Source organism: Acinetobacter sp. CAU_H_S139_7, from assembly GCF_058599305.1.
This window is the reverse complement of record NZ_CM178651.1, coordinates 1,384,347-1,407,914: the sequence shown is the minus strand read 5'-3', so window position 1 is coordinate 1,407,914 and position 23,568 is coordinate 1,384,347. Positions and strand designations below refer to the sequence as shown.

The window sequence follows — 23,568 nt, the reverse complement described above, 5'->3', positions numbered from 1 at the left end:
CAAAGCACTGTTTTGATTTAACTCAAATAAAGATAAAGCGCCACACGGCGCTCTATCTAGACTTATGCTGAGGATAATATATTAAATCAAAGTTGTGTGTTTCATTCTTCACCCCATGAAAAAAGAAATGCTATAACATAACTATTAGTGGATTGAAAAAATTATTCTAAAGGCTCTTTGTTATATGTGTAAGAACGAAACTGATTTCAAAAAGAGGAAAGCCACCCTAGTGCGCTGAACCCGAGAATGGCCTTGCTCAGAATATTGATCCTATATGTATAATTTCAAGTATTTAACTTAAGAATCAACCCACTTATTTAAGCTGAGCTTAAAACTAATTAAAAGCCTTCCAAAACAATTTTTCCTTTCGCTCGACCAGATTCAATCAGCTCATGAGCAAGTTTTAAATTTTGCGCATTAATTTTACCTAAAGTCTGATTCAGCGTGGTTTTAATTCTGTGGTTATCTACCAGTTCTGCAACCTGATGTAATAGCTGAGATTGTTGTTCAATATCTGTTGTATTGAACATTGAACGTGTAAACATGAACTCCCAATGTACAGAAACCGACTTAGACTTAAACTCACCGATATCTAGTGATTTCGGATCATCGATTAAGCCAAACTTTCCTTGTGGAGCAATAAGCTTAGAGATTTGAGTAAGATACGTTTCTGTTTGATTGGTTGAAAAAATATATTGAGGTGCATCTAAGCCCAATGCTTTGATTTGCGTATTTAAATCTTCGGTATGATCGATGACATAGTCAGCCCCTAAAGACTTAACCCATGCTTTAGTCTCTTCCCTAGATGCTGTAGCAATAACTTTTAAATTTGTCTTAGCTTTGAGTAATTGAATTGCAATAGACCCTACGCCGCCAGCCCCTCCAATCACTAAAATATTATCAGATTTGTCTAAATCAACATTGAAACGATCAAATAACATTTCCCACGCTGTAATAGCGGTTAATGGCAGTGCAGCAGCTTCAGCATCACTAAGACTTTGAGGTTTTAAACTAACAATACGCTCATCGACTGCTTGATATTCAGCATTACTCCCATCCCGAGTTAAATCACCCGCATACCAGACCTGATCTCCGACTTTAAAGTGTTGCACGCCAGAACCGACTTCAACAATCTCACCCACTGCATCCCACCCCAAAATACGCGTATTGCCTGCTACGACAGGATTTCGTCTAACCTTAGTATCGACAGGATTAACCGAGATCGCTTTGATTCTAACCAACAAATCCCGATCTTTTAAGTTCGGCATCGCTTTTTCAATATCTACCAATGGATTTTGAAATCCATGATCCATGCCGTCAATATAAGAAATAGCCTTCATTCACTTGTCCTCTTGTTTTGTTATTTGAGTTTACTTAATATTGTTTTTTAAGTTATACAGACAAATTCGTCTTATAGTTACCAAAAGGATACTATTGAAATGGGTAAGCTAAAAAATTCGCGTTTTGATTGCACACCAGGATGTTCTGTTGAAGCTGCCATAGGCTTACTTGATGGTAAATGGAAGAGTATTATCTTATGGCATTTATTAGAAGATGATGTTTTAAGGTTTAATGAACTGAGGAAGAAAATTCCAAATGTCACTCAAAAAATGCTCACTAGACAATTACGTGAACTTGAAGAGGATCAACTGATTCTACGAAAGGTTTATGCCGTTGTTCCTCCTAAAGTAGAATACCGATTATCAACACTAGGCACTTCTTTAGCACCTATTTTGGTTGCATTAAAACAATGGGGGGATAAAAATATTGGTTTATTTGGAAAACCCATTATGCCTTTAGAATCAGAATAAAACTTAAACCTGTTTTACGTCACTTACAACTCTGATATTTTCTAGAAATACTGTGCTTTCACTGCTTACACACCATTCCAGTAACTTGTATAAAAGCACGTTCTTAAAAACCGCTATGTATAAAATTAACCAGCCATAAAAAAAGCCTAATCTGTGAAGACTAGGCTATAAACTTTGAATCTTTTTCGTTGGTAGCGGGAGCTGGATTTGAACCAACGACCTTCGGGTTATGAGCCCGACGAGCTACCAGACTGCTCCATCCCGCATCAACGAGTTAGCTTTATACGCCCTAAGCACCCACAAAGCAAACTTTATTTGTAATATAAGCAGTTATTACATGAGCAACATACAAATTCTAGTGCTTAACCAATGCTTGCTTCAGTGATAAAAGCAGGATGTGAGGCTCTATAGATGCTTAATCTTGTTTTTTCACTGTCTAAAAATGATTTAGGCTCTTCAGACCATATTGATTTCCTAGAATCAAGACCCGAATGACTTAAAGCCCAATTAGAAACAGTACTATAAACAAAAGTATTATCAGCGAAAACTAATTTTGTCTTCCTTCCTACACTACTTATAAGAACTTTATGTGTAGGTAATGATCCAAATGTACTAATTTGGGTGTAAATGTATTTATAGGTTTCAGACATAGAAAAAAGTACTTAAATGACAGCGCTACTATACCATTTTAACTCTTGAAAAAGCCCACCATTTGGCGAGCTTTTTCTTACTGATCTTTATCCATGGAATGTGGCGTTGTAGTTTTATCCTGCTCTTTCGTATCTGTATCTCTTTTTTGGCATGCCGTTAATCCCAGCATTAAAACTAAACTTACTATTGCAAATATTTTCATCATTTTTGCCTAGCCCGATTTAAAAATATAACTTATCAAAATCTAAAGATTTCAATGTTTAATTTATGAAACAACCCCATTCTCTTTCTTTACAGATGAGACGCTTAGCGATTTAGAGCTTTATGTGCCCAATGAATGAATTTGTCCTTTTCATGGAAATGTGGAATATTTAATAAATGAATATGAGTAACCTCACCGAAATTACCTGAAATTTTATTCGGTGCCAAAACAACAAAATCCCTCTTATCTCCTACATGTAACTCCCTAAAGAATTCCATAACTTTAAAATGAAGATTCAGAGCAGTGAATCCTTCTCTTTCAATTAGAAAGTCATAGATTTGGCTGAGTACATGTAATTCAAATTTTTTGTTCATGGTCTATTCTTCTCATATTTATTTTAACAATCGGTATAATTTAACCTAATTTTATTTTTTGTTAAAGCAGATAAAAAACCCAGCCTCTGGAGAATCAATAGAGCTGGGTTAATGAAACATCATTGTCAAATTTTATTCTTGAAATTGATTCTAACGCACAAACCCAATAAATGCAAATAATTCTCAATTGCAATTATCATAATTTCAAATATACCTACCTAAAGATATATACAATTATCTACATCACCTATCAAACAGTGGGCTTACGATATAGATTAAGCAAAGAGAGCACGGGTATCGGAAGGTAGTTACCATTCACAGACACCTCACCCCCATCTTTTCTGTGCTGTTCCCAGTATTCGATTAATAATAAAGCAGCTTGTTTAATGGCAGATGGATATTCCGATCCAAAATTATCTGTAATGTAGTTTTTAATTATAGCGTCACCAGCAACAATAAAGCTTTTTAATGAAACATCATTGCTATCATCGGCATAGTGTAAGTGGCACTTCACTTCATGTAATTCAACAATACTCATAGATCACTCCATTTTTCCGAGTCAGCTTTTACACTTTCATCACTAAACTCGTTCCTAGAGTCTTTTACGGTGTCATAGCAAATATCACAATTTCACCTCATTCCTATTCTCATATTGATTACTTGGCATTGAAATCCCTTTATCTAGGGATTTTTCTACTATTCTTAATCAGTCCTTCAAAAGATTTCTTATAGATAAATTAATATTTGTTCATATATTTTTTAAATAAGCCATTCACCGCTTAAAGATAGTGAGCGTACGACGCCTTAACAACTGAGTAGTAAACAAGCTGCCATTAAAAAACCCGCTAACTGAAGCGGGTTTTTTAATTCACAATATTCTTAGATTACTGTGATAGAGCTTGCTTGAGGGCCTTTTTTGCCAGCTACAATCGTAAACTGAACACGTTGACCTTCATTCAACACTTTGAAACCGTTTGATTGGATTTCGCTAAAGTGTGCAAAAACGTCTTCTCCAGTATCGCTAGAAATAAAACCAAAGCCTTTAGTTTCATTAAACCACTTAACGGTACCAGTTGTAATGTTTGACATAAATATTCTCTTAAATTTTGAAAAATATAAGAATTAATCTTTTAAATCATATACATCGGATAAACCGCAGAGTTGAATCAATTGCGAAATAACTTTAGTAAATACAATAAAATAAATAATTCTAATACACTATCACTATAAGCTTTTTAGCGCGCAATAGATAGACCTTAACATATTATTTTATTGCTACCACCCAACCCCATATGAAATGCTTTTTCATCCATATTGATAAGAAAATCTTCACTAAAAGCGAATAAAGCTTATTTGCCCACTTCTAGCTAATTTTTCTTTCCTAAAATCAACTCAACTTGATGAGTAACATCCCATATTTTCATTTCTGCATGTCGCCAAAAATTAAAGACTTGATCGCCCTTAACGTACTTTTGCTTGATATAGCTCGATGATTTATTTTGATCTATCTCTTTTGCATTAAATCGCATCTTATTTAAAATCACTACTTGACCATCCAAGTCACCACCAATACAGATATTCATATTGTTCTGCCTGCTAAGTAACAATTAAACTATAGCACAAATAAAAAAGCCTACTCTTTGATAAGCTTTTGAGGATTGTTATCGAGCCTTTGGCTGTACTCCATAACTCTTATTCATAGTTCATCGAAAATTAGAAACATCATTTTGATATCTTTGCACGACGGTCACGTCCAAGGATGACTTGTAATGACAAAATAAGATCTATCCTATCTCTCAAGTATGAAGTTTTACTGTGCTATGGCTTTGTTGCATAAATATGTAAGCATCTGATTTAAATAAATTTAATTTTGGATCAAAAAATAATCAAAACTTTTAAAATCATATAGTTATGAAATCTTTGTGCAACAAAGCCCTGTGCTATGAAAAAGCCACTTATAAAGTGGCTTTTTCTATTAGGAATTAGATGCTCTTTTAAAGTTGTCATCGTTACTACAGTAATCCAAGCAATCTTTTAAAATGCCTACGGCTCTATATATGTGTTCAGGTTTATCTAAAAAAACTTGACCGTTATTTTGCACTTCCAATCCTGCCCGCTCTAACTCTTTTTTTCGATAGTCATCAATTGCTACTGCAAACTGAATGGTTGGTCTCTTACGATTTACATCATATCTAAATAACCAGCGATTATTTTTATTCTGAAACAGCACGCTAAAATAGCTTTCTGTGTCTTTAGCAACCAACTCAACTTCAGGAAAGAGCTCTGTCACAATACGACTTAATTCCTGTTCATCAACAGTAGTCACAATTCTTTCATTTTCAGAGTTAACAATGTCAGCTAGCGCTGAGCTTTCAGACACAATCTCAATAGTCTCCTCTACTTCTACTTTTTGTTCAACTGGCTGGGCAGTAATAATTGTAGGCGAAGATAGTCCTTTAACAACGGTATCACTAATTGACTGCTCAACAGCTTGTTTTACAAAAGGCTGAATTGACTCTAAAAATTTAGTGTTTAATTGACGAGGAATACTTGCTTGTTGAGCCACATAGCGAACAAAATCAATATCAACTTCATTAATACTTCTTTTTATTACAGTTTTAAACTGCTGGATATATTGATTTTCTTCAGCAAAAAAGCGTAGCTTTTCTACATGAAAATTATCATGTTTAAACTCAGCTAGCTGTGTCAAATCCTCGGCTTTATTCTTCGTAAAATCAACTGTTAAAAATGGCTTATCATCCATCACATTTGGATTAATTAAATCAGTAAAAAATCTCCATTCTTTACCATTTGTGATCGCGCCAATCGTCACTCCTAAACTACTATTAAAATATCTAGATAGCTGCGGAGCATGATTCGTTAAATTAGCAACATAAGGTTTTGCTTCAATAAACATTACAGGTTGCCCATTACAGTAAAGGGCATAATCAACTCTTTCTGTAGATTTCACACCTGGAAAATCAGCTGCAAATTCTGCAAGCACCTTGGTCGGGTCATAAGGGCTAAAACCTAAAATATCTAATAGAGGAAGGATTAAAGCCTGTTTAGTTGTTTCTTCTGTAGTACAGTGGCCCCCTACTTTTTTCACATGCTCAATATGGCTTCTTAGTCTATTAATAAAATTTTCCATATTCCCCTCATTATTATTTCAAGTATATTTTTTGATCTAATTTTAGATCTTAACCCTTTTACTTTATTTTTCAAATATTAATTTAAATTTGTTTTTAGAATGTCATTACAGTCTATTCATTGAACTATTTTCTGTTTGATTTATTAAAAAAAACTTCAAAGAAATGGAAGCGTCATGAGTTATGCTCCCCTCAATCCATTGCACAAATTTTGCACCACAATAAAACCGATAACAGACTGAATACTATTCATTCTTCTTAATAACCCAACCCACTTGCCATCGGAACAACAATCAAATGATTTGACAGTTGATACCGACCAATATACATATAAATTCATCACTTTTTCGACCGACATAGTATACTGCACCTGCTGTTTCGGCTCACCTTTTATCATGTGTTCTCTGTTTATGAATAAAAAGCTGTTTCTTTCTTCTGGTTTAAAAACACTGAGTGTCTTGGCCATATCTATAGGCTTAACTGCTTGCGGTGATCGTTCATGGTGGACAGATGATGAGCCTAAGCTCAATGCTGAACAAATCGCACGCATCATTCCCGGACGCGTAAATGACCGCCGTTCATGGGCTGAAGATATTTATGACATTTCAGAGCAGTTTGGTATTCCGCAAAACAAAGAAAATATGTGTTCGATCATTGCCGTGGTTGATCAAGAGTCTAACTTTGTTGCAGATCCACAAGTTTATGGTTTAGGTGAAAAAGCGGTTAAAGAAGTCCAAGATCGCTTAGATGAAAAATTTAAAGATAAGCTCGGCGATGCCATTGGTGGCACCATTGCAGGCTATTTCCAACAGGTTTTAAAAGAGCAGCCAAGCCCTGAAGATAACTATTTAAGCCAAATGCGCCGCGTTAAAACAGAACGCGAACTGGATGAACTGTACCGTGAAATTTTTGACTATATGTCAAAGCACTATCACGTCAGTGCACTCACAGGTGCAGCCAAACTTGTCGGTCAGGACGTAGGCGAAAAAATGAACCCGATTACCACGTTGGGTTCAATGCAAGTGCATATCGGTTATGCCAAAGATAATAAACGTGAAGGTGGCAGCATGGCTGACCTACGTACAGACCTTTATAGCCAATATGGTGGTCTGTACTATGGCATTCACCGACTGATGATGTACCCTGCTGACTATGACAAACCGCTCTACCGTTTTGCCGACTATAACTCAGGTATGTACTCAAGTCGAAATGCAGCTTTCCAAAGTATGTTAAATGACTTAACTGAAGCTGAACTTGATTTAGACGGTGACTTGTTGCTTTATGGCAAAGATGGCTCACCTAAATCTGCAAAGAGTCAATCAGAACGTGAACTCATCAGCGTTTTCGCTCAGCACAATATTTTGGTTACTCCACGTCAAATTCGCTCTGACCTGAAAAAAGAGAAAGAGAAGAAATTTGAAGATACAGCAACCTATCGCGCTGTGGCTAAGCTTTATCAAGAAGTCACTAAAAAAGAACCTTTCTATGCCATGATGCCAGAAGTCGTCATTTCTGGTCCAAAGCTCAGCCGTGACTACAATACCAATTGGTTTGCCACTCGTGTCAATGGACGTTATCAAACATGCATGCAACGTGCAAAGCGCATAAAAATCTAGCCTTATTTGACTTTGATGGCACCTTGTATGACAAAGACAGTTTTACGGGGTTCATCTTCTACGTACATTCAAAACGACATATTGCCCTACAAGGCTTCAAAGTCCTGCCTTATATTCAAAGTTATTATTTAGGTTTTTATCCTGCCCATCATATGCGCTCTAAACTCTTCCATGCGATGTTTAAGCAAGCTGAAGTGAGCGAAATTGACGCTTATGCAAAACGCTATGCAGAACTTTTAATCAAAGGACTCAACCCAGCACTCTATAGCCAACTGAAGCAACACCAAAGTTTAGGTGATGATGTCGTTTTGGTCTCTGCCTCGATTGATATCTATTTAAAATATGTGTGTGAAATCCTCTCAATCGATCTGATCTGTACCCAAGTTGAACAAGACCAGCAACGCTATACAGGGCGTTATCTGACTGCGGACTGTAGTTGTGAGTACAAAGCTCAACGTATCCAAGAAAAATATGAGCTAGACAGTTACCATGCCGTTTATGCTTATGGAAACAGTATTGAAGATAAACAAATGCTGTCTTTGGCTGATTTTAGCTATTTGGTAGGGACAGATCTAAGTCTTCCCGACTTGTCAGAAACATCAAATCATCGCCAAATAAGCTAATTATTAAGAATAGATTAATAATTAGCCATATTAAATTTTTAAAAATATTTATTATTAAAATTCAGTGTGTTTTATTTACCAAAAAATATATTTATGATAAATTTTGCCTAATAAAAATATTTTGAGAACCATTCCACTTAAATTATAAAAAGGCATCAGTATGGAACAGTTATCTCCACCCAAGTATGTCAAAGGTCTTTCGATCAAATTCGGTGAAAGTCCCTTTGTATTATTGGCGCAGTTCGCTTTTAATGCTTCAAAACAAAAATGGTTAAAACACGAAATTGAACATGTGCTCAATATCGCCAAACAAGGTGATTACCATCATCTGGTAAAGACATTACGTCAATTTAGTAAATAACAAAAAAAGCCACTTCAAATGAAGTGGCTTTTTTACTTACTTTTTAAAGGGAAACGCATATTTCACAATACGTTTGATGACGCTACCATACTGTTTTACTAGACTGGCATTGTTATAGTTAATGCCATACTTTTCACACACCGCTTGTACTTTCGGTGCCATTTTACGGTAACGACGCGCAGGTACATCTGGATATAAGTGATGCTCAATTTGATGACTTAAGTGCCCTGTCAAAATATGGAATGCTTCTGAACCGGTTAAATTCGACGAACCACGAATTTGGCGCATGTACCAGTGACCACGGCTTTCATTTTCCAGTACTTTTTTCGGGAAAACTTCGACATCTTTGGTGAAGTGACCACAGAAAATTACACTAAATGTCCACATATTACGGATACCATTTGCAACCAAATTCCCTGTAAAGACAGGCAACGCCGCAGGTCCTGCAATGAGTGGGAAAAACACATAATCTTTAAACAATTGTTTACCAATTTTGCGCTGCATAGGTTTCCATTCGGCTAAAGTCTGCGCTTTGCTTTTACGCCCCTTGAAGTATTTGCCTAATTCCAAGTTTTGGATCGCAACGCCCCATTGGAACAACAAACAAAATGGAATGCTATAAATCGGTTGCAATAAAAAGCCCGGTTTCCAACGTTGTTCTGGGAATAATCGAAGCAGACCATAGCCAATGTCATCATCCATCCCTTTAATATTGGTATAGGTATGATGCTTGTAGTTATGAGTCTGACGCCAATTGTCTGCTGTACCTACGATGTCCCACTCATAGTTTTGACCATTAAACTTAGGGTCATTCATCCAGTCATATTGACCGTGCATCACGTTATGACCTAATTCCATGTTTTCCATGATTTTGGCAAAACTCAGTAAACCCGTGCCCAGCACCCATGCAGGTGGAAACCAACCTGCAAATAAACATGCACGACCTGCGATAGATGCATAACGCACCGCTGCATAGACTCGACGAATATATTGCGCATCTTTCTCGCCAATATCATCCAGTACTTCTTGCTTGATGGCATCTAGCTCACGTGCAAGTTCATCTAACTCAAATGTCGTTAACTCACGATTCTTCGGGTTTTTAAAATATTCAACTTTAACAGGCATATTCATTGTATTTATTCCCCTTATAAATCGACAATAAGATCGGTTTGTGCCGTATTGACACAGATTTTTAGAAAATTTCCAGGCTCAGAATTTTGTGCACCATTGACCAAGTTTTTGGTCGAACCTTCCACTTTGTTACAGGCACATTTATTACAGATTCCCATACGGCAGCCATGTTGAGGTTTCACATTTTGCTGTTCTAAACTTGCAAGAATGGATTGACCTTTTGGAATGCTTAAAATCTTTTTCGACTTTGTTAAGGTAATATTCACGAAACCAACATCATCATTTGCAAATGGACTCATGCTAAACGCTTCAGTTTTTAAGGTGTTGGCATGAGCAAAAAGCTGCTCAACCGTAGCCACAAAACCTGAAGGGCCGCATGCATATACCGTTGCATTTTCAATCTGATCCAGCCCAGACATATGGTTTTGATTTAAACGCTCACCTTCATCTGACTCTTGGGTATAAAACATGCTGAATGTGAAGTTTGAGTATTGCGCTGCCAACGGTTCAAAATATGCTTTGAAAGCTGCATCAGTATGCTTTTTCACCCAATACATCAAATGTACAGGCTGCTTTTTAAGCTTCCCTGTCTTCTCCAAACGTTTCAGTAAACTCAGCATGGGGGTAATACCACTGCCCGCAGCAAGTAAAATTAACTGTTGATCATTTACAGTCAATTGCATATCGCCATAAGGCTGGCCGAACTCTAAAACATCGCCGATTTGAGCCTGCTCACATAGCCAATGACTTGCCTTACCTTGGTCTACCATTTTTACATTCAGTAAGACATGTTGCGCATCAATTTGGGTCAAACTATAGGTACGTTCATAACGTACGCCTTGAACCACGACATATACAGGATGGTGTTGCCCCGCTTGCCCCATTTGAAAATGACGGTTGGTTTGCAGCGTCAAACTCACCATATCGTGTGCAACTTGCTCTTTTTTTACCACTTTACCCAAAGCTTGGTGTATCGACCAAAGTGGGTTGATTTTTTGAAGCCAAAAGTTAGCAGTGTGTCGGTCTATAACACTCTCAGCATACTCAGTTAAAGGAGATTTAGTTTTTTCAAGGATCTGCATAGTAAAGGACCACGCCATAGATTTTTAATTATTATACACATGTATATATATTTGTATATATACTCTGATTGTTTCGTTTAGTTTCACAATGCCGACCAGTGGGGCTATAATGAACCGATTGATTTAATTGCTTGATAAATATGACACCGACCACCATTCAAACCCATACAACCAACACAGAGCATGAAGCTTCAAAAAAACATGCACCAGTGCTTGCACGTAGTGTTGGTCGAAAAGCAACGATTACAAAAGATGAACTGTTTCAAGCTGCTTTAAATTTGATTGGTCCTGAAAAAAGTATTGCATCCTTAAGTTTGCGCGAAGTTGCACGTGAAGCAGGCATTGCGCCGAATAGTTTTTATCGTCATTTTAAAGATACCGATGAACTTGCTATTGAGTTGATTGAACGTGCAGGTGTTGTGCTACGCCAAATTTTGCATGAAGCACGGATTAAGGCCATTCGCCAAGAAAGTATTATTCGTAGCTCAGTCGAAGTTTTTATTGAACAACTAGATGCTGATGATGGCAACTTAAGCCTGCTTTTACGCGAAGCATATACGGGTTCGGCATCTTATAAAAATGCGGTCGAAAGACAGTTAAATTATTTCCAACAAGAACTCAAAGATGATTTAATTCGTTTAGAACGTTTAAATAATAGCAAACTCTTCCACCCTGAATTGGTGTCCATGGCAATCACCCAATTGGTTTTCAATATGGGTGCCAAAGTGATTGATATGCCAAGCGTAGAGCGTAAAAAAATGGCTGAACAAACCATGATCATGATTCGCATGATTTTGGAAGGTTCACGTCATTTGGATGAAGCGATGATTCGCTAATCTGTGATTACACCCAACAGATTCGCTGAAATATCTTCTTATTTGTTTCGCTGTTGCTCTTTAATGAGCTGGTGCACAAATTCTGCGGTCTGTTTCGGTTGTTCTAGCGGAAACATATGCCCACCTTCAAGCACACTATAGTCGATCGCATAGGTTTTTTTCATCCCTTGGGGTAAACCTTGCTTATAGAAATGGCTATCTTTTGCAGTCAACACATGAATCGGCATAGCAGGTGCTTTGCGTGGGGTACGCCACCACCATGCAGGCACTGTCCTGAAGATCTCAGCTTCAGTATGTTTCGGAATGGTTAGCGTCACCCCATTTCGAGTCGGATCACTTTTTAAACCACACGCTATAAAGTCTGCAAAACACTGTTCATCAAAGTCTTTAAAAATACGATTCGGTCTGAGCGCCTGACTGGCCTGTTCAACACTCTCCCAATGATCACGACGCTTGACGGTCACCGCGGCTGGGGTGAGTTTTTCAATGGACTTTGATCCCAGCTTTTGTAACGCTTCAAATAAAAAGGCCTTAGAACCAATCACAAACGGTGGGTCCATGATAATCACTTGCGAAAACAACTGTGGTTTTTTATAAGCCGCCATAAGTGTAAGTAAAGAGCCAAAAGAATGCCCTAAACCAATCACTTGTTGCCGTGGAAACTGCTGTTCAATATCTGAAATAACTTGGTCCACCAACGCTTCCCAACGGTATTCCACAGGATAGTGCGGATCTAGGCCAATCATCGGGATCGCTTTGACATCAAAATCTTTATTCAAAAACTGGAAAAATTTTTGATAGCTGCCCGAGGGAATGCCGTTTGCATGGGTAAAGTGTAAGGCTGATTTGCTCATGTCATTCAAATCTATTGTTTTATAGCCTATTTACCATAATCGTTTTTCAAACTAAACGAAATGGCGCAGGATGAATCCTAAGTCATGGACTTTGATCACTTCGGCCAATTTTTAAAAATATTCTGGGATAGATCTGAGATCACTTTGCAGAAACAGTTAAGTTCTGATTAGCTAAAAAAGTAGCGCCACAGTTGGTTTTGTCTCCTGCAATCACCACAGCACGCCCCAAGACCGTTGTACTCTGATCTGCTGCAATCGCAGAAACCACCATTCGACACTTAGGACAAAAGTGCTTCATTCCATTTAAATGCACAGCAATGCCATTGATCACAAAACTATTTTCACACTCAGTGACGATGCCACCATGTGTTGTTTTTGAACCCATTGTTACTAGAGCTTTAGACATAATTTATTGTTCGAAACGTTAGAGTTTTAATGGCGAAAATTCTAGCATAAGCAAGCGCTTAAAATTTCAATGAATTACTTTTCAAATACAACTTAGACATCCCTTTTTTAAAATTCATTAAAAAAGCACCCGAAGGTGCTTTTCATACAGCAATTCCAATTATGGTTTAACCACAACCATCACTTGAATTGCTTCTGGTGTAACCGATAGGCCATCGAGCAAACCGAGACCTTCTTTTTGCAGTTTTTGTAGGCGTGAAATTTCATCTTCACGAATACTCGGATTAAACTGCTTTAAGTAAGTCAGGCGGTCAATTTCGTATTGCCACTTGCTACCATAAACTTCTTTCGCCTGTTGCACAAAGCTTGGTAAAGCCGCACGCGCAAGCTCCAATGCTTGTACATAACGCTGCTCGATCACTTCACGGCGTGCTTTCACGACTTGGCGACAGCTATTACCATCCAAATGATGCAAGTACGGTTTTAAGATTTCAGGCGCAATTTTCTGCGACAGGTCTTGACCCTTTTCACTTAACAAAACGCGAACCAGCTGCTGCGGTAAGCTTGAAGGCAAATTCAATGCTTTCGGTGCAACCACATCGACCTTAAACCACACTTCCAACAATACCGAACCTTGTGGTAAAGCAGCTGACTTCAACACTGCAACGTTGGTACTACCAAAACCTTGAGTGTTGATCATTTCCATTACGCTTTCAGTAAACGGATGCTCAAGGGTTAAATACTGAGCATCTTCACGTATCTGAGCTTGATCGCGATAGAAGGTCGCAGTCATGCCTTCTTCGTCCAAGGTTAAACCTTGAACTTGCATTTGATCGGTTGGTTTAATGATGACTGTACCGTTGCTTTGCTCGTCAAAATCAATATTTGTCGACGCCATAAAGCGCTTCATAAACATTGGCAAAGTGGTATTGTCATCATATTCTTCAAGCGCTTGCACGATTTCTTGCGCCACAATTGGACGGCATGAGTTGTATTCAAGCAAACGGTCACGACCTGATTGCAACTCTGCTTCTAAGGCTTCACGTTGTACGCTGACCGCTTCGAGTAAGTCATCAAACTGCTGACCTTTATCTGTCAGTAAACAATCTTTCAATTCAACAATAAAGTTTTCTTGTAAAGTTTGCGCAGTTGGCGAGATATTACTGAAAATATTTAATGCTTCGTTATACCAACGGAACATACGTTCTTGCGCTGTACCAATCAAATACGGCACATGAATTTGAATCCGATTTTCTTGACCAATACGGTCTAAACGGCCAATACGTTGTTCAAGTACATCAGGGTTTGCAGGCAAATCAAATAAAATCAAATCTGATGCAAATTGGAAGTTACGACCTTCAGAACCAATTTCAGAGCACAGTAAAATTTGTGCGCCATAAGATTCTTCAGCAAAGTAAGCCGACGCTTGGTCACGCTCAAGCAAACTCATGCCTTCATGGAACATTGCAGTACGAATACCCGCATGTAAACGGAGTACGTTTTCAAGTGCTTCAACCACGGGACCAGTACGTGCAATAAGCAACACTTTTTTATGTTTTAAGTCTGTACGTAGTTTTTCCATGAGCCACATGACACGCGGGTCAGCTTCCATCCACGCACCGTCAAGCTGCGCTTCTTCTGGCCACATTTGTTCACGCAATTTACCGTCTTTAGACCAGTTTTCTGGTGCAGGCAAAGGTGCAGGTTGACAGTCACGACCTGGGAAGCCTTGAATGGCCTCACGGGTATTACGGAACAAAATACGCCCTGTACCATGACGGTCTAAAAGCTCATGAATGGCACGGAAACGTTGTTCGGGTGCATCTTCAATGCGATGCCCTAGCAAACCTTCCAATGCAGCCAAATGCCCTTCTTCAAGTGGCATATCTGACATCAGTACTTCAGCAATTTTTGCAGTTTGTTGATATTGGGTTTCTTCATCCAAGAAACGATCCAGCGAACTAAAACGCTGTGGGTCAAGTAAACGTAAACGCGCAAAGTGACTTTCCACACCCAGCTGTTCTGGAGTTGCCGTTAACAGTAAAACACCTGGTGTTTTTTCTGCTAACTCTTCGATCAAGTCATAGCGGTCATTACCACCGTCTTCTTCATTCCACATCAAGTGATGTGCTTCATCGACCACTAACAGGTCAAAACCCGCTTCTAAAGCTTGTTCACGCAAGTCATCATGGTCAATCATCAAATCAATTGACGCAATAATGCATTGTTCAGTCAGGAATGGATTAAGTTCAGGATCATGTTCTTTGATTGAAGCCGTACGGGTTAAATCAAATAATGAGAAGTTCAAATTGAAACGACGACGCATTTCAATCATCCACTGATATTGCAGTGAATCAGGCACCAAAATTAGGATGCGTTCTGAACGGCCCGTTTTAAGTTGTTGATGAATAATTAATCCAGCTTCAATGGTTTTACCTAAGCCGACTTCATCGGCTAAAAGGACACGGGGTGCAAAACGTTGACCCACTTCGTGTGCAATATACAACTGATGAGGAATCAGACCGACACGTGAACCAACCATACCGCGTAAAGGGCTCGATTTCATATTGGCTTGCATCAGCATCGCTTCAATACGTAAGTCGTACCATTCTTTATAGTCAATTTGACTTGCCAATAAGCGATCAAGCGGTTTAGACAGCTGAATTTGAGCACCAATGCGAGTCTCATTCAGTGATTTACGCTCTTCCGTGCCATCTTCTAAGCGACGAACAACGTTATAACGCACTACACCATGACGGTCTTCATGTGATTCAACCGTCCACTTGGTGCCTTCTTGATCTTGTAATTCATCGTTCACGTTAAAAATGATACGTGATAAAGGTGCATTATTCCGTGCATATACACGTGTTTCATCACTTTTAGGAAATAAGATGCTGACAGATCGCTCATCTACATCAATAAGAACTCCTAGACCTAGTTCCGTTTCAGTATCTGATAACCAACGTTGACCAATAGCAAACTGCTGCAATTTTTCCACCTTTATCTACAAGTTAGGACTGCAAATTTAATGCTCAAACATTGTTTGATATTTGAGCAAAATTATACACCTTTAAGCAATATATTTTGACATGAAGCTCACTAAAAAAGTGAGCAAATTTGATGATTCCACGTACTTAAAATGGTACTGGACAAATAAATTCGATACGTTCATTGGTTTGGGGATGATGAAAACTCAAACGCTCTGCATGTAAACACAAACGCGGCATCAAATCTTGCTGGTCAGGCGCAGCATAGAGCGTATCTCCGACGATAGGATGACCTAAAAACTGCATGTGCACACGAAGCTGGTGCGAGCGTCCTGTAATAGGGGTGAGCGCCACACGAGTCACGGGCTGACCCTGTATTTCAAAATGTTCTAAGGCTTTCCACTCAGTCACAGCAGGCTTGTTATGACTGAGCTCTGCAATATGTAACGGCGGACGGGATGGATCATAAATCACAGGCACATCAACAGTGCCCTGACCATCTAAATGACCAGCCACAATCGCTTGATAGGTTTTATCGGTTTGGCGTTCTTGAAACTGACGAGAAATGGATTTTTGTCCCCAACGGCTGAGACCAAAAACCAAGATACCCGAGGTATCGCGATCAAGACGGTGGATTAGTAGAGTTTTAGGTTCTAGTTTGACTAAACGATTGATCATACAATCTTGTAAGTCTTCTGTCTTCCCCGGAACGGTGAGTATACCTGCAGGCTTATGGATGACCATAAAGTCTTCATCTCGATGAATCAGGTGTTCGGTTAGAAAATTACTCAAGGTTCCATTCCAAGCTGATCGCGAAAACAAGCGGGCAATAATAAAAAGCTTAAGCCAGAAATACAATGCAAAAATCGTTTTTTTTAATCATGAACCGATATTGATTGCATTATTTAACGTCAAACGCCGAATCACAGTCTGTATCCATAAATGAGACATAAGAGATATCACTCTCTTATGACAAACGATTTCTAAATAACCACGCAGCCAAAGGCAAGGTAATTATGGCTAATACCAACATCGGTACAAAGTCCCATTTCACTTGCGCAAAACTCGCACCTTCCAAATACACCCGTTGTACCAAATCTATTCCAAAGCGTAGCGGGTTGGCATAAGTCAGCCAATTCAATACTTCAGGCATATTTTGTACAGGAGTTAGTAAACCAGATAAAAGTGTCAAAGGCATGATCAAAAAGAAAGTATACAGCATGGCTTGTTGCATATTCAGTGCAATCGCTGAAATCGATAGTCCCACCCCCACAACGGCAATATTAAAGGCAAATAATCCAAAATAAAGTAAGGTCAAGGAGCCATTCATCGGGATCTGGAACCAGAACAGAATAATTGCCAAAATGATGGAAGATTGAATAACTCCAATAATAATCGGCGGCATGGCCTTCCCAATCATAATCTGCGTCGGGGTATAAGGTGTAACCAAGAGCTGATCAAAAGTCCCTTGTTCACGCTCGCGTGCTACTGAAAGTGCCGAAAGTAACAGTGTCTGCATCATACTTAAAGTTGCAATCAGAGATGGCATGATGCCCCATCTCGACTCGACATTCGGGTTATACCATGTTCGCGCTTGTACCGTGATCGCGGAGTTGGTTCCCAAACGCTCTTGATTGACCTGCCCCACCACACTGCTGATGTAGGAGCCCGCCATACTTGCAGTTGATGAGTTTCGCCCATCTAAAATCACTTGAATCGGCGAAGACTCTTGATTATTTAGCTTATCCTCAAAATCAGCAGGAATGGTGATGACTGCCAAGGCTGTTCGATCATTAATCACCTGTTGGATTTGCTGATTATTCTGCAAATCTGACGTTCGTTTAAAAATTCCTGAACCATCTAAATGTGCTAGGAATTGGTGTGAGCTTTGGCTTCGGCTTTGATCCAGCACAGCATAATCAACATGATTGACATCATAACTTGCGGCATAACCAAACAAGACCGCTTGGATAAATACAGGCGCGATTAAGGTCACTCGATTGGCAGGATCGACTAAAATGGCTAAAAACTCTTTTCGAATCAGTACCCAAAGATAACCAAACCAGTGCATTAACGTTGCCATAACACCATTCTTCCTTTCGTTAGCCCAAGCGCTTTTTCAGTGTACGCGCGGTCATTACCGTGAATAGCACGATATAAATCAATAAAATGCCACATTCTTTGAACCACAAAGACCAATCATCACCACCGAGTAATAATGTTTTAATCAAAGTCATATAGTGCGTTGCAGGTAAAACATTGCTGATGATTTGCACAATTAGCGGTAAGTTCCGTGTATCGAACACAAAACCTGAAAGCATCAAAGCGGGCATGAAGCTGGCAAGGAGTGCCATTTGACTGGCTTGAAACTGACTTTTTGATAGGCCTGAAATCATCAGACCCAGCAGTAACGACACCATTAAATATAAAAAAGAAGCGCTCATGACAGAGAGCAGTGATGCGCGAATGGGTACATCAAACAGAACATGTGCTGCAACTAAGCACATCACAATATCGATCATCCCAATCACGATATAGGGCGCCAGTTTTGAAAGTACAATTTCTAGAGGACGTACGGGCGTAACATATAATGCTTCTAAAGTGCCGCGCTCGCGCTCACGTGCAATAAGCAAACCTGTTAAAAATGCTCCGACCAAGGTCAAAATTAAGACAATTAAACCCGGTACTAAAAACCATGTGCTATTTGCAGACTCGTTAAACCACATACGTTGTTCAACCCTGATAATGCCACCCACCGAAGCTGCATTTGTTCGGTCTGCTTGTATCAAACTGGTGGTATTAAGCGCACTGGTAATATAACCCTGCAAAGCCGAAGCAATACTGGTGGCACGGCCATTGGTAATGACTTGAACAGTACCAGTCCCCTTTGCATATTGCTCCGCAAAGTTGCTGGGTATATTAACGATAGCATCAATTTCAGCATTGCCCATTGCGGCTTCAGCTTGGCTAAAGCTTGTATAATACTTGACGGTAATGTATTTAGAGCCGTTTAGCCCACTGATCAGTTGCTGACTCTGTGGCGTGGGCTGTTGCTCCACCACCCCAACGCGTCCGTTGGTTAAGTCGAAAGACAGTCCATAACCAAACAACAAAATTAAAATAATCGGTAGAATGAAACCAATCGCCATACTACTTTTATCACGAAGCAGCTGTTTGGATTCTTTACGTGTTAAGGCAAACAGTCGTGTCCAGAAAGCTGAGAAATGATTCATTTGACGTTCCTCAGTGAGCCTGCATGTCTGCACGGGACTGTTCAACGATGGCAATAAAAGCACTATTCATATCGTTTACATCCTCTAACTGTGCCATCCCACGAATCTGTTGAGGTGTACCAATCGCCAACAATTTCCCTGCATCTTGAATCGCAATCCGATCACAGTATTCAGCTTCTTCCATAAAGTGTGTAGTCACAATAATGGTCATGCCTTGGTTCGCCAACTCTCCAATGGTGTACCAAAAAGAGCGCCTTGCTAACGGATCAATACCACTGGTTGGTTCATCCAAAAATACAATTTCAGGCTGATGTAACAGTGCTGCTGCCATCGACAAACGCTGTTTAAAACCATTTGGTAGATCACCGCTTTTAGCATGTGGTTTAAGTTCAAACTGAAGCAATGCTTTATCAATTTGCTGCTTTAACTGTTTGCCCGATAAGCCATACGCCCCACCAAAAAACTTTAAATTATCCAGCACACTCAAATTGCCATACAGGGCAAACTTCTGCGATACATAACCAATTTTTGCCCTTGCCTGCGCACGAGCTGTACGCAAATTCATGCCTGCCACTTCCAACACACCACTACTGGCGGGCAGTAAACCACAGAGCATACGAAACGTCGTGGTCTTACCTGCACCATTGGGGCCAAGTAAACCAAAAATTTCGCCTCGAGATACATCAAACGAGGTACTGGCTACGGCGGTAAAGTCGCCAAAAGTGCGTACCAAATCCTTCACCACAATCACAGGTTTTTCGAGCTGCTGTTTTACATTCTGCTCTGTTTTCACTTGTGGTGGATCAGAGTTTTCTATCAAAGTTATTGAAGGGTCTAAAGCTAAATTTTCCTGTGCCAATACCGTTTTTTGAATATGTTTCGCCTCATGTAAAAGCAACATAAATGCATCTTCTAGATCTGCTGCTCTCGGTTCTGCAACAACGCCTTTGGGCAAAAGATCTGCTGGGAGTGATGGGCTTTCAGTTCGCGTAATAAAACGCACTACATCTCCTTTGGGAACTGCATCGGCAATATAATGTTGATTATCGAGTAAATGTGCTTGTAATACCCGTGCCTTCATGTCAGGACTGGGTTTTACTTGCCATGTTTGTCCCTGTGCCTGAGCCGTCAGTTCGTCGGGTGTACCTTGCTTTAAGACTTGTCCATCCAACATGACATAAACATGATGACAGCGTTCAGCTTCATCCATATACGCAGTACTGAGGATGACACTTAAGTTCTCCTCCCTCACCAATTGTTCAATGATGATCCACAGATCACGGCGTGAGAGTGGATCGACACCGACACTTGGTTCATCCAACAGCAATAGTTCAGGTGAACGGACTAAAGTGCAGGCCAAACCTAACTTCTGCTTCATGCCTCCAGAGAGTTTTCCTGCGGGACGTTCAGTAAAGCGCGCCAAGTCGGTAATCTTGAGCAAACGTGCAAAACGTTCCTTGCGAACGTCCATTGGCACGCCATGCAAATCCGCATACAACTCTAAATTTTCTTGAATACTGAGGTCTTCGTACAAACCAAACTTTTGCGGCATGTAGCTGATACGATCTTGCACAGATTGTGGATCTTTGGCGACATCCATTCCTAAGACTTTTAAGCTTCCAGTGGTTGGCTTATATAAACCTGCGATCAATCTTAAAAATGTGGTTTTACCAGCACCATCAGGCCCGACCAAAGCCGTCAGTTTTCCTGTTTTGATCTGCATATTTATGCCTTGCAAAGCCTGCACATCATCCAAACCTTTTTGTTCTGCCTTAAAGGTTTTATTTAAATCCGTGGCAATCACAATGCTCTCTACTGACATCGACATACTCCCCTGCCTTAAGGATTATTCTTGGCAGTTGGACGCGATGATTTGGCTATGTTCACTGTCACAGGTTGTCCCATCTTCAACTGGTCATTCGGGTCATCGACATAAATTCGGACTTCATAAACCAAAGTCGTGCGAATATCTTCGGTCTGTACCGTTTTCGGGGTAAATTCCGCGACAGATGAGATATAACCAATTTTTCCTGTGATGGGCTGATTCGGTTGTGAGTCACGAATGACTTGTGCTGCTGCACCCATGTTGATATGTCCAAGATCCATTTCACTGGCATAAACACGCACCCATTTAGGATGGATCAGGGCAATGGTATAGACGGACTTGTTTGAAGTCGTCATGTCACCAACTTCTTGTAAACGTGCACGAATTACGCCATTAACAGGTGCCAGCAGCTGACTTTGTGTAATTTGATAATCAATCAAATCAAGATTGGCCTTGGTCGAATCATATTGTGCTTTAGCCGCTTCACGATCTTCTGTGCGTGCACCTTTCAAAAGTAGCTCTAGGTTGGCTTTGGTTTCACCTACGGCCGCTTCCGCCATTTTCATATTGCTTTTTGCAGCATCAACCTCTTGCTTACTCACTGCTTGACCCGCAGTACTCCGATTTAAGACATTTAAACGCTGGTATTGTTTATCGGCATTTTCAAATTGGGCTTGGGCAGACTGTACTTTCGCTTTCGCTTGGGTAATCTCTTCAGGTCGATTGCCCGCAGCTTGCTCATTTAAGGTTTGCTGTTGAACTTGTAACTGTGCTTGGGCTTGCTGTGCTTGTATAGTCAGCGAGTCCGTATTCAGTTCTGCAAGAACCTGACCTTTTTGAACGCGATCGCCTTCTTGAACAGATAAGCTTTGAATACGCCCAGCCGTTTCAAATGCCAGCGAGACTTGTCGAATATCAACATTGCCATATAGCACCAGATGATCGGGATCATCTTTTTCTCGACTGAGCCACAAAAATGCAGCCGCTATAGCAATGAGCAACACCCCAACCAGCAGTATGAACTTACTTTTGTTCATGTACACCAAACCTTCGCTTAGTTTTAATACAAGTTTAAATTTAATTTAAACTATAACAATTCAGTTAAGAAAGATATACTTCAAGTCTAAATTTTGATGCAGAGTAAATAATGTCTAGAGCTGGACGTAGAGATGGTGATTTAACCAAATCGAAAATTTTGGATGCTGCTGGCCGCCTAATTGCTCAGGATGGTTTTGCAAAAACCACGAGTAAAGCGATTGCCAAGCTGGCCGAAGTCGATTTGGCTGCCATTAACTATCACTTCGATGGTCGTGATGGCCTATATCGTGCCGTACTTGCCGAAGCACATACGCATTATATTGATGAACAAGAACTCTTGACCTTGCTTAACAGCTCTAAAACGCCTACTGAAAAACTGGAAGCTTTTTTTGAAAGCCTAATCGGTAAGCTGGTTGAAACCGATGTCTGGCATAGCAAAGTGTTTGTTCGTGAACTTTTTTCACCGACCACCCACCTATACACGTTTATGCAAAATGATGGTGCGCGAAAGTTTCTTTTGGTTAAAAAAATTATTAGCCAAGTTTCAGGTATCGATGAAAATCACCCTGCACTTTTGCCTTGTGTACTCAGTACAGTCGCGCCCTGTATGATGCTGATTTTGGCAGATGCAAATGGGCCAAGCCCACTTAAAAATGTCTCCAAGCTTGAACCGGCGCTTTTAGTCAAACATCTCATGACCTTTTCAGTCGCAAGTTTACAAGCCGCTAAACAACTTTATCTTTGATAAACCAACTGTCCTTGCTTATAGGTTGCAAGAACGTTGATGTCTTTGATCTTAGACGGATCAATTGTGATTGGATTGTCACTTAAAACAACAAAGTCACCGTATTTCCCAGTACTTAATGTGCCTTTGATATCTTCTTCAAAATACTGATATGCAGCCCAGTCCGTCATCGTTTTAAGTGCGATATACGGGCTGACTTTTTGTGCCTCACCCAAAACTTTGCCTGTTCGCGTGGTGCGATTAACGGTTGCATCCAGCACCATCATGCTTTTCGGTGGGATAACAGGGGCATCATGATGCTCGGTGAAAATCATGCCTTTTCTTAAGGCCGAACCTGTTGGTGAGATGTGTTCAGCACGCTTTTCCCCTAAGGTTTGTGCTACATGCCAGTCACCCCAGTAGTAAGTATGTAAAGAAAAAAATGAGGGAATCAGGTGAAGCTGTTTCGCCCGATCCAGTTGATCCTCTCGCATGGTTTGCGCATGAATAATCACATCTCGTCGCTGTGAGGCGCGCATTGGCAATCACATTAAGGTATTGATCAATCGCGGCATCACCATTGGCATGTGCCAAAATTGGCCATTGTTGTTGAAAAGGGCTTTGTTGCACAAACCTATCTGTAAAGGGTTTTTCAGCGATATAATT

General features: G+C 39.9%; 24 protein-coding genes, 1 tRNA gene and 1 pseudogene. 6 read left to right on the top strand and 20 right to left on the bottom strand.

Annotation, left to right across the window (positions count from 1 at the left end):
- Positions 1–338: 338 nt before the first annotated feature.
- Positions 339–1,340: a zinc-binding alcohol dehydrogenase family protein gene (locus AC4MC0_RS06905; protein ID WP_491887408.1), complete on the bottom strand. Its 1,002-nt coding sequence runs from the start codon at positions 1,338–1,340 to the stop codon at positions 339–341.
- A 99-nt stretch (positions 1,341–1,439) separates the two neighbouring features.
- Between AC4MC0_RS06905 and AC4MC0_RS06900 the strand changes: the two genes are divergently transcribed.
- Complete coding sequence (locus tag AC4MC0_RS06900; protein WP_336000317.1) at positions 1,440–1,811, top strand: winged helix-turn-helix transcriptional regulator; 372 nt, start codon at positions 1,440–1,442, stop codon at positions 1,809–1,811.
- Between the two features lie 189 nt (positions 1,812–2,000).
- On the opposite strand, the gene AC4MC0_RS06895 is transcribed toward AC4MC0_RS06900, so the two are convergent.
- The 8 genes from AC4MC0_RS06895 to AC4MC0_RS06860 form a co-directional block, all read right to left on the bottom strand.
- Positions 2,001–2,077 (bottom strand) — tRNA-Met (locus tag AC4MC0_RS06895).
- A 96-nt stretch (positions 2,078–2,173) separates the two neighbouring features.
- Positions 2,174–2,461 (bottom strand): hypothetical protein, encoded by a 288-nt coding sequence (locus tag AC4MC0_RS06890; RefSeq protein ID WP_336000315.1) that lies wholly within the window; start codon positions 2,459–2,461, stop codon positions 2,174–2,176.
- 77 nt (positions 2,462–2,538) lie between these two features.
- Entirely contained in the window at positions 2,539–2,664 is a 126-nt protein-coding gene (locus tag AC4MC0_RS06885) for a hypothetical protein (protein WP_017397253.1), read from the bottom strand.
- A gap of 104 nt (positions 2,665–2,768) precedes the next feature.
- Entirely contained in the window at positions 2,769–3,038 is a 270-nt protein-coding gene (locus AC4MC0_RS06880; RefSeq protein ID WP_004693514.1) for a hypothetical protein, read from the bottom strand.
- A gap of 250 nt (positions 3,039–3,288) precedes the next feature.
- Positions 3,289–3,576 (bottom strand): head-tail connector protein, encoded by a 288-nt coding sequence (locus AC4MC0_RS06875; RefSeq protein WP_279678033.1) that lies wholly within the window; start codon positions 3,574–3,576, stop codon positions 3,289–3,291.
- Positions 3,577–3,917: 341 nt separating this feature from the next.
- Entirely contained in the window at positions 3,918–4,127 is a 210-nt protein-coding gene (locus AC4MC0_RS06870; RefSeq protein ID WP_004693516.1) for a cold-shock protein, read from the bottom strand.
- A gap of 278 nt (positions 4,128–4,405) precedes the next feature.
- Entirely contained in the window at positions 4,406–4,621 is a 216-nt protein-coding gene (locus AC4MC0_RS06865) for a hypothetical protein (RefSeq protein WP_004693517.1), read from the bottom strand.
- Between the two features lie 392 nt (positions 4,622–5,013).
- Positions 5,014–6,189, bottom strand: a complete 1,176-nt coding sequence (locus AC4MC0_RS06860; protein WP_078426819.1) for a type I restriction endonuclease — start codon at positions 6,187–6,189, stop codon at positions 5,014–5,016.
- Between the two features lie 408 nt (positions 6,190–6,597).
- Here AC4MC0_RS06860 and AC4MC0_RS06855 point away from each other — a divergent pair, with 408 nt between their 5' ends.
- The 3 genes from AC4MC0_RS06855 (at position 6,598) to AC4MC0_RS06845 (ending at position 8,787) form a co-directional block, all read left to right on the top strand.
- Positions 6,598–7,803: a DUF1615 family protein gene (locus AC4MC0_RS06855; RefSeq protein ID WP_004980175.1), complete on the top strand. Its 1,206-nt coding sequence runs from the start codon at positions 6,598–6,600 to the stop codon at positions 7,801–7,803.
- Positions 7,770–8,426: an HAD-IB family hydrolase gene (locus tag AC4MC0_RS06850; RefSeq protein ID WP_176537769.1), complete on the top strand. Its 657-nt coding sequence runs from the start codon at positions 7,770–7,772 to the stop codon at positions 8,424–8,426. Before AC4MC0_RS06855 ends, AC4MC0_RS06850 begins: the two co-directional genes overlap by 34 nt.
- A 160-nt stretch (positions 8,427–8,586) precedes the next feature.
- Complete coding sequence (locus AC4MC0_RS06845; protein WP_004693524.1) at positions 8,587–8,787, top strand: hypothetical protein; 201 nt, start codon at positions 8,587–8,589, stop codon at positions 8,785–8,787.
- A 36-nt stretch (positions 8,788–8,823) separates the two neighbouring features.
- On the opposite strand, the gene AC4MC0_RS06840 is transcribed toward AC4MC0_RS06845, so the two are convergent.
- Both AC4MC0_RS06840 and AC4MC0_RS06835 read right to left on the bottom strand, forming a co-directional pair.
- Complete coding sequence (locus AC4MC0_RS06840) at positions 8,824–9,918, bottom strand: fatty acid desaturase family protein (RefSeq protein WP_078389684.1); 1,095 nt, start codon at positions 9,916–9,918, stop codon at positions 8,824–8,826.
- Between the two features lie 14 nt (positions 9,919–9,932).
- On the bottom strand, positions 9,933–11,000 hold the full coding sequence (locus AC4MC0_RS06835; RefSeq protein ID WP_490768720.1) for a ferredoxin reductase: 1,068 nt from the start codon (positions 10,998–11,000) through the stop codon (positions 9,933–9,935).
- Positions 11,001–11,140: 140 nt separating this feature from the next.
- Between AC4MC0_RS06835 and fabR the strand changes: the two genes are divergently transcribed.
- A complete protein-coding gene (gene fabR, locus AC4MC0_RS06830; RefSeq protein ID WP_004693528.1) occupies positions 11,141–11,836 on the top strand; it encodes an HTH-type transcriptional repressor FabR in 696 nt (231 codons plus the stop codon).
- Between the two features lie 38 nt (positions 11,837–11,874).
- Here fabR and AC4MC0_RS06825 read toward each other — a convergent pair whose 3' ends face one another.
- The 8 genes from AC4MC0_RS06825 to AC4MC0_RS06790 all read right to left on the bottom strand — a co-directional run bounded on the left by AC4MC0_RS06825 (position 11,875) and on the right by AC4MC0_RS06790 (position 22,177).
- The gene (locus AC4MC0_RS06825) at positions 11,875–12,690 is read right to left on the bottom strand and encodes an alpha/beta fold hydrolase (protein WP_336000304.1); all 816 of its coding nucleotides are present in this window, start codon (positions 12,688–12,690) and stop codon (positions 11,875–11,877) included.
- 139 nt (positions 12,691–12,829) lie between these two features.
- Positions 12,830–13,096, bottom strand: a complete 267-nt coding sequence (locus AC4MC0_RS06820; protein ID WP_004980182.1) for a PAAR domain-containing protein — start codon at positions 13,094–13,096, stop codon at positions 12,830–12,832.
- A gap of 159 nt (positions 13,097–13,255) precedes the next feature.
- Positions 13,256–16,093, bottom strand: a complete 2,838-nt coding sequence (gene rapA / locus AC4MC0_RS06815; protein ID WP_491887407.1) for an RNA polymerase-associated protein RapA — start codon at positions 16,091–16,093, stop codon at positions 13,256–13,258.
- Positions 16,094–16,229: 136 nt separating this feature from the next.
- Positions 16,230–16,874, bottom strand: a complete 645-nt coding sequence (locus tag AC4MC0_RS06810) for an RluA family pseudouridine synthase (protein ID WP_418655275.1) — start codon at positions 16,872–16,874, stop codon at positions 16,230–16,232.
- Positions 16,875–17,049: 175 nt separating this feature from the next.
- Complete coding sequence (locus AC4MC0_RS06805) at positions 17,050–18,165, bottom strand: ABC transporter permease (protein WP_336000299.1); 1,116 nt, start codon at positions 18,163–18,165, stop codon at positions 17,050–17,052.
- A gap of 19 nt (positions 18,166–18,184) precedes the next feature.
- On the bottom strand, positions 18,185–19,315 hold the full coding sequence (locus AC4MC0_RS06800; protein ID WP_336000297.1) for an ABC transporter permease: 1,131 nt from the start codon (positions 19,313–19,315) through the stop codon (positions 18,185–18,187).
- A 10-nt stretch (positions 19,316–19,325) separates the two neighbouring features.
- Positions 19,326–21,137 carry an ATP-binding cassette domain-containing protein gene (locus AC4MC0_RS06795; RefSeq protein WP_491887406.1) on the bottom strand — a complete coding sequence of 604 codons (1,812 nt, stop codon included), beginning with the start codon at positions 21,135–21,137 and terminating at the stop codon, positions 19,326–19,328.
- Between the two features lie 17 nt (positions 21,138–21,154).
- Positions 21,155–22,177 carry an HlyD family secretion protein gene (locus AC4MC0_RS06790; RefSeq protein ID WP_491887405.1) on the bottom strand — a complete coding sequence of 341 codons (1,023 nt, stop codon included), beginning with the start codon at positions 22,175–22,177 and terminating at the stop codon, positions 21,155–21,157.
- A 110-nt stretch (positions 22,178–22,287) separates the two neighbouring features.
- Here AC4MC0_RS06790 and AC4MC0_RS06785 point away from each other — a divergent pair, with 110 nt between their 5' ends.
- A complete protein-coding gene (locus AC4MC0_RS06785; RefSeq protein WP_491887404.1) occupies positions 22,288–22,923 on the top strand; it encodes a TetR/AcrR family transcriptional regulator in 636 nt (211 codons plus the stop codon).
- On the opposite strand, the pseudogene AC4MC0_RS06780 reads toward AC4MC0_RS06785, so the two are convergent.
- Positions 22,914–23,517 (bottom strand): annotated as a pseudogene (locus tag AC4MC0_RS06780) (amidohydrolase family protein); the annotation flags it as partial. The gene AC4MC0_RS06785 and the pseudogene AC4MC0_RS06780 sit on opposite strands and share 10 nt — an antisense overlap.
- Positions 23,518–23,568: the final 51 nt, after the last annotated feature.

Excerpts from the sequence above, each read along its gene's own strand:
- AC4MC0_RS06905 (WP_491887408.1), bottom strand. The coding sequence starts at position 1,340 with ATGAAGGCTATTTCTTATATTGACGGCATGGATCATGGATTTCAAAAT.
- AC4MC0_RS06900 (WP_336000317.1), top strand. The coding sequence starts at position 1,440 with ATGGGTAAGCTAAAAAATTCGCGTTTTGATTGCACACCAGGATGTTCT.
- AC4MC0_RS06890 (WP_336000315.1), bottom strand. The coding sequence starts at position 2,461 with ATGTCTGAAACCTATAAATACATTTACACCCAAATTAGTACATTTGGA.
- AC4MC0_RS06885 (WP_017397253.1), bottom strand. The coding sequence starts at position 2,664 with ATGAAAATATTTGCAATAGTAAGTTTAGTTTTAATGCTGGGATTAACG.
- AC4MC0_RS06880 (WP_004693514.1), bottom strand. The coding sequence starts at position 3,038 with ATGAACAAAAAATTTGAATTACATGTACTCAGCCAAATCTATGACTTT.
- AC4MC0_RS06875 (WP_279678033.1), bottom strand. The coding sequence starts at position 3,576 with ATGAGTATTGTTGAATTACATGAAGTGAAGTGCCACTTACACTATGCC.
- AC4MC0_RS06870 (WP_004693516.1), bottom strand. The coding sequence starts at position 4,127 with ATGTCAAACATTACAACTGGTACCGTTAAGTGGTTTAATGAAACTAAA.
- AC4MC0_RS06865 (WP_004693517.1), bottom strand. The coding sequence starts at position 4,621 with ATGAATATCTGTATTGGTGGTGACTTGGATGGTCAAGTAGTGATTTTA.
- AC4MC0_RS06860 (WP_078426819.1), bottom strand. The coding sequence starts at position 6,189 with ATGGAAAATTTTATTAATAGACTAAGAAGCCATATTGAGCATGTGAAA.
- AC4MC0_RS06855 (WP_004980175.1), top strand. The coding sequence starts at position 6,598 with ATGAATAAAAAGCTGTTTCTTTCTTCTGGTTTAAAAACACTGAGTGTC.
- AC4MC0_RS06850 (WP_176537769.1), top strand. The coding sequence starts at position 7,770 with ATGCATGCAACGTGCAAAGCGCATAAAAATCTAGCCTTATTTGACTTT.
- AC4MC0_RS06845 (WP_004693524.1), top strand. The coding sequence starts at position 8,587 with ATGGAACAGTTATCTCCACCCAAGTATGTCAAAGGTCTTTCGATCAAA.
- AC4MC0_RS06840 (WP_078389684.1), bottom strand. The coding sequence starts at position 9,918 with ATGAATATGCCTGTTAAAGTTGAATATTTTAAAAACCCGAAGAATCGT.
- AC4MC0_RS06835 (WP_490768720.1), bottom strand. The coding sequence starts at position 11,000 with ATGCAGATCCTTGAAAAAACTAAATCTCCTTTAACTGAGTATGCTGAG.
- fabR (WP_004693528.1), top strand. The coding sequence starts at position 11,141 with ATGACACCGACCACCATTCAAACCCATACAACCAACACAGAGCATGAA.
- AC4MC0_RS06825 (WP_336000304.1), bottom strand. The coding sequence starts at position 12,690 with ATGAGCAAATCAGCCTTACACTTTACCCATGCAAACGGCATTCCCTCG.
- AC4MC0_RS06820 (WP_004980182.1), bottom strand. The coding sequence starts at position 13,096 with ATGTCTAAAGCTCTAGTAACAATGGGTTCAAAAACAACACATGGTGGC.
- AC4MC0_RS06805 (WP_336000299.1), bottom strand. The coding sequence starts at position 18,165 with ATGGCAACGTTAATGCACTGGTTTGGTTATCTTTGGGTACTGATTCGA.
- AC4MC0_RS06800 (WP_336000297.1), bottom strand. The coding sequence starts at position 19,315 with ATGAATCATTTCTCAGCTTTCTGGACACGACTGTTTGCCTTAACACGT.
- AC4MC0_RS06795 (WP_491887406.1), bottom strand. The coding sequence starts at position 21,137 with ATGTCAGTAGAGAGCATTGTGATTGCCACGGATTTAAATAAAACCTTT.
- AC4MC0_RS06790 (WP_491887405.1), bottom strand. The coding sequence starts at position 22,177 with ATGAACAAAAGTAAGTTCATACTGCTGGTTGGGGTGTTGCTCATTGCT.
- AC4MC0_RS06785 (WP_491887404.1), top strand. The coding sequence starts at position 22,288 with ATGTCTAGAGCTGGACGTAGAGATGGTGATTTAACCAAATCGAAAATT.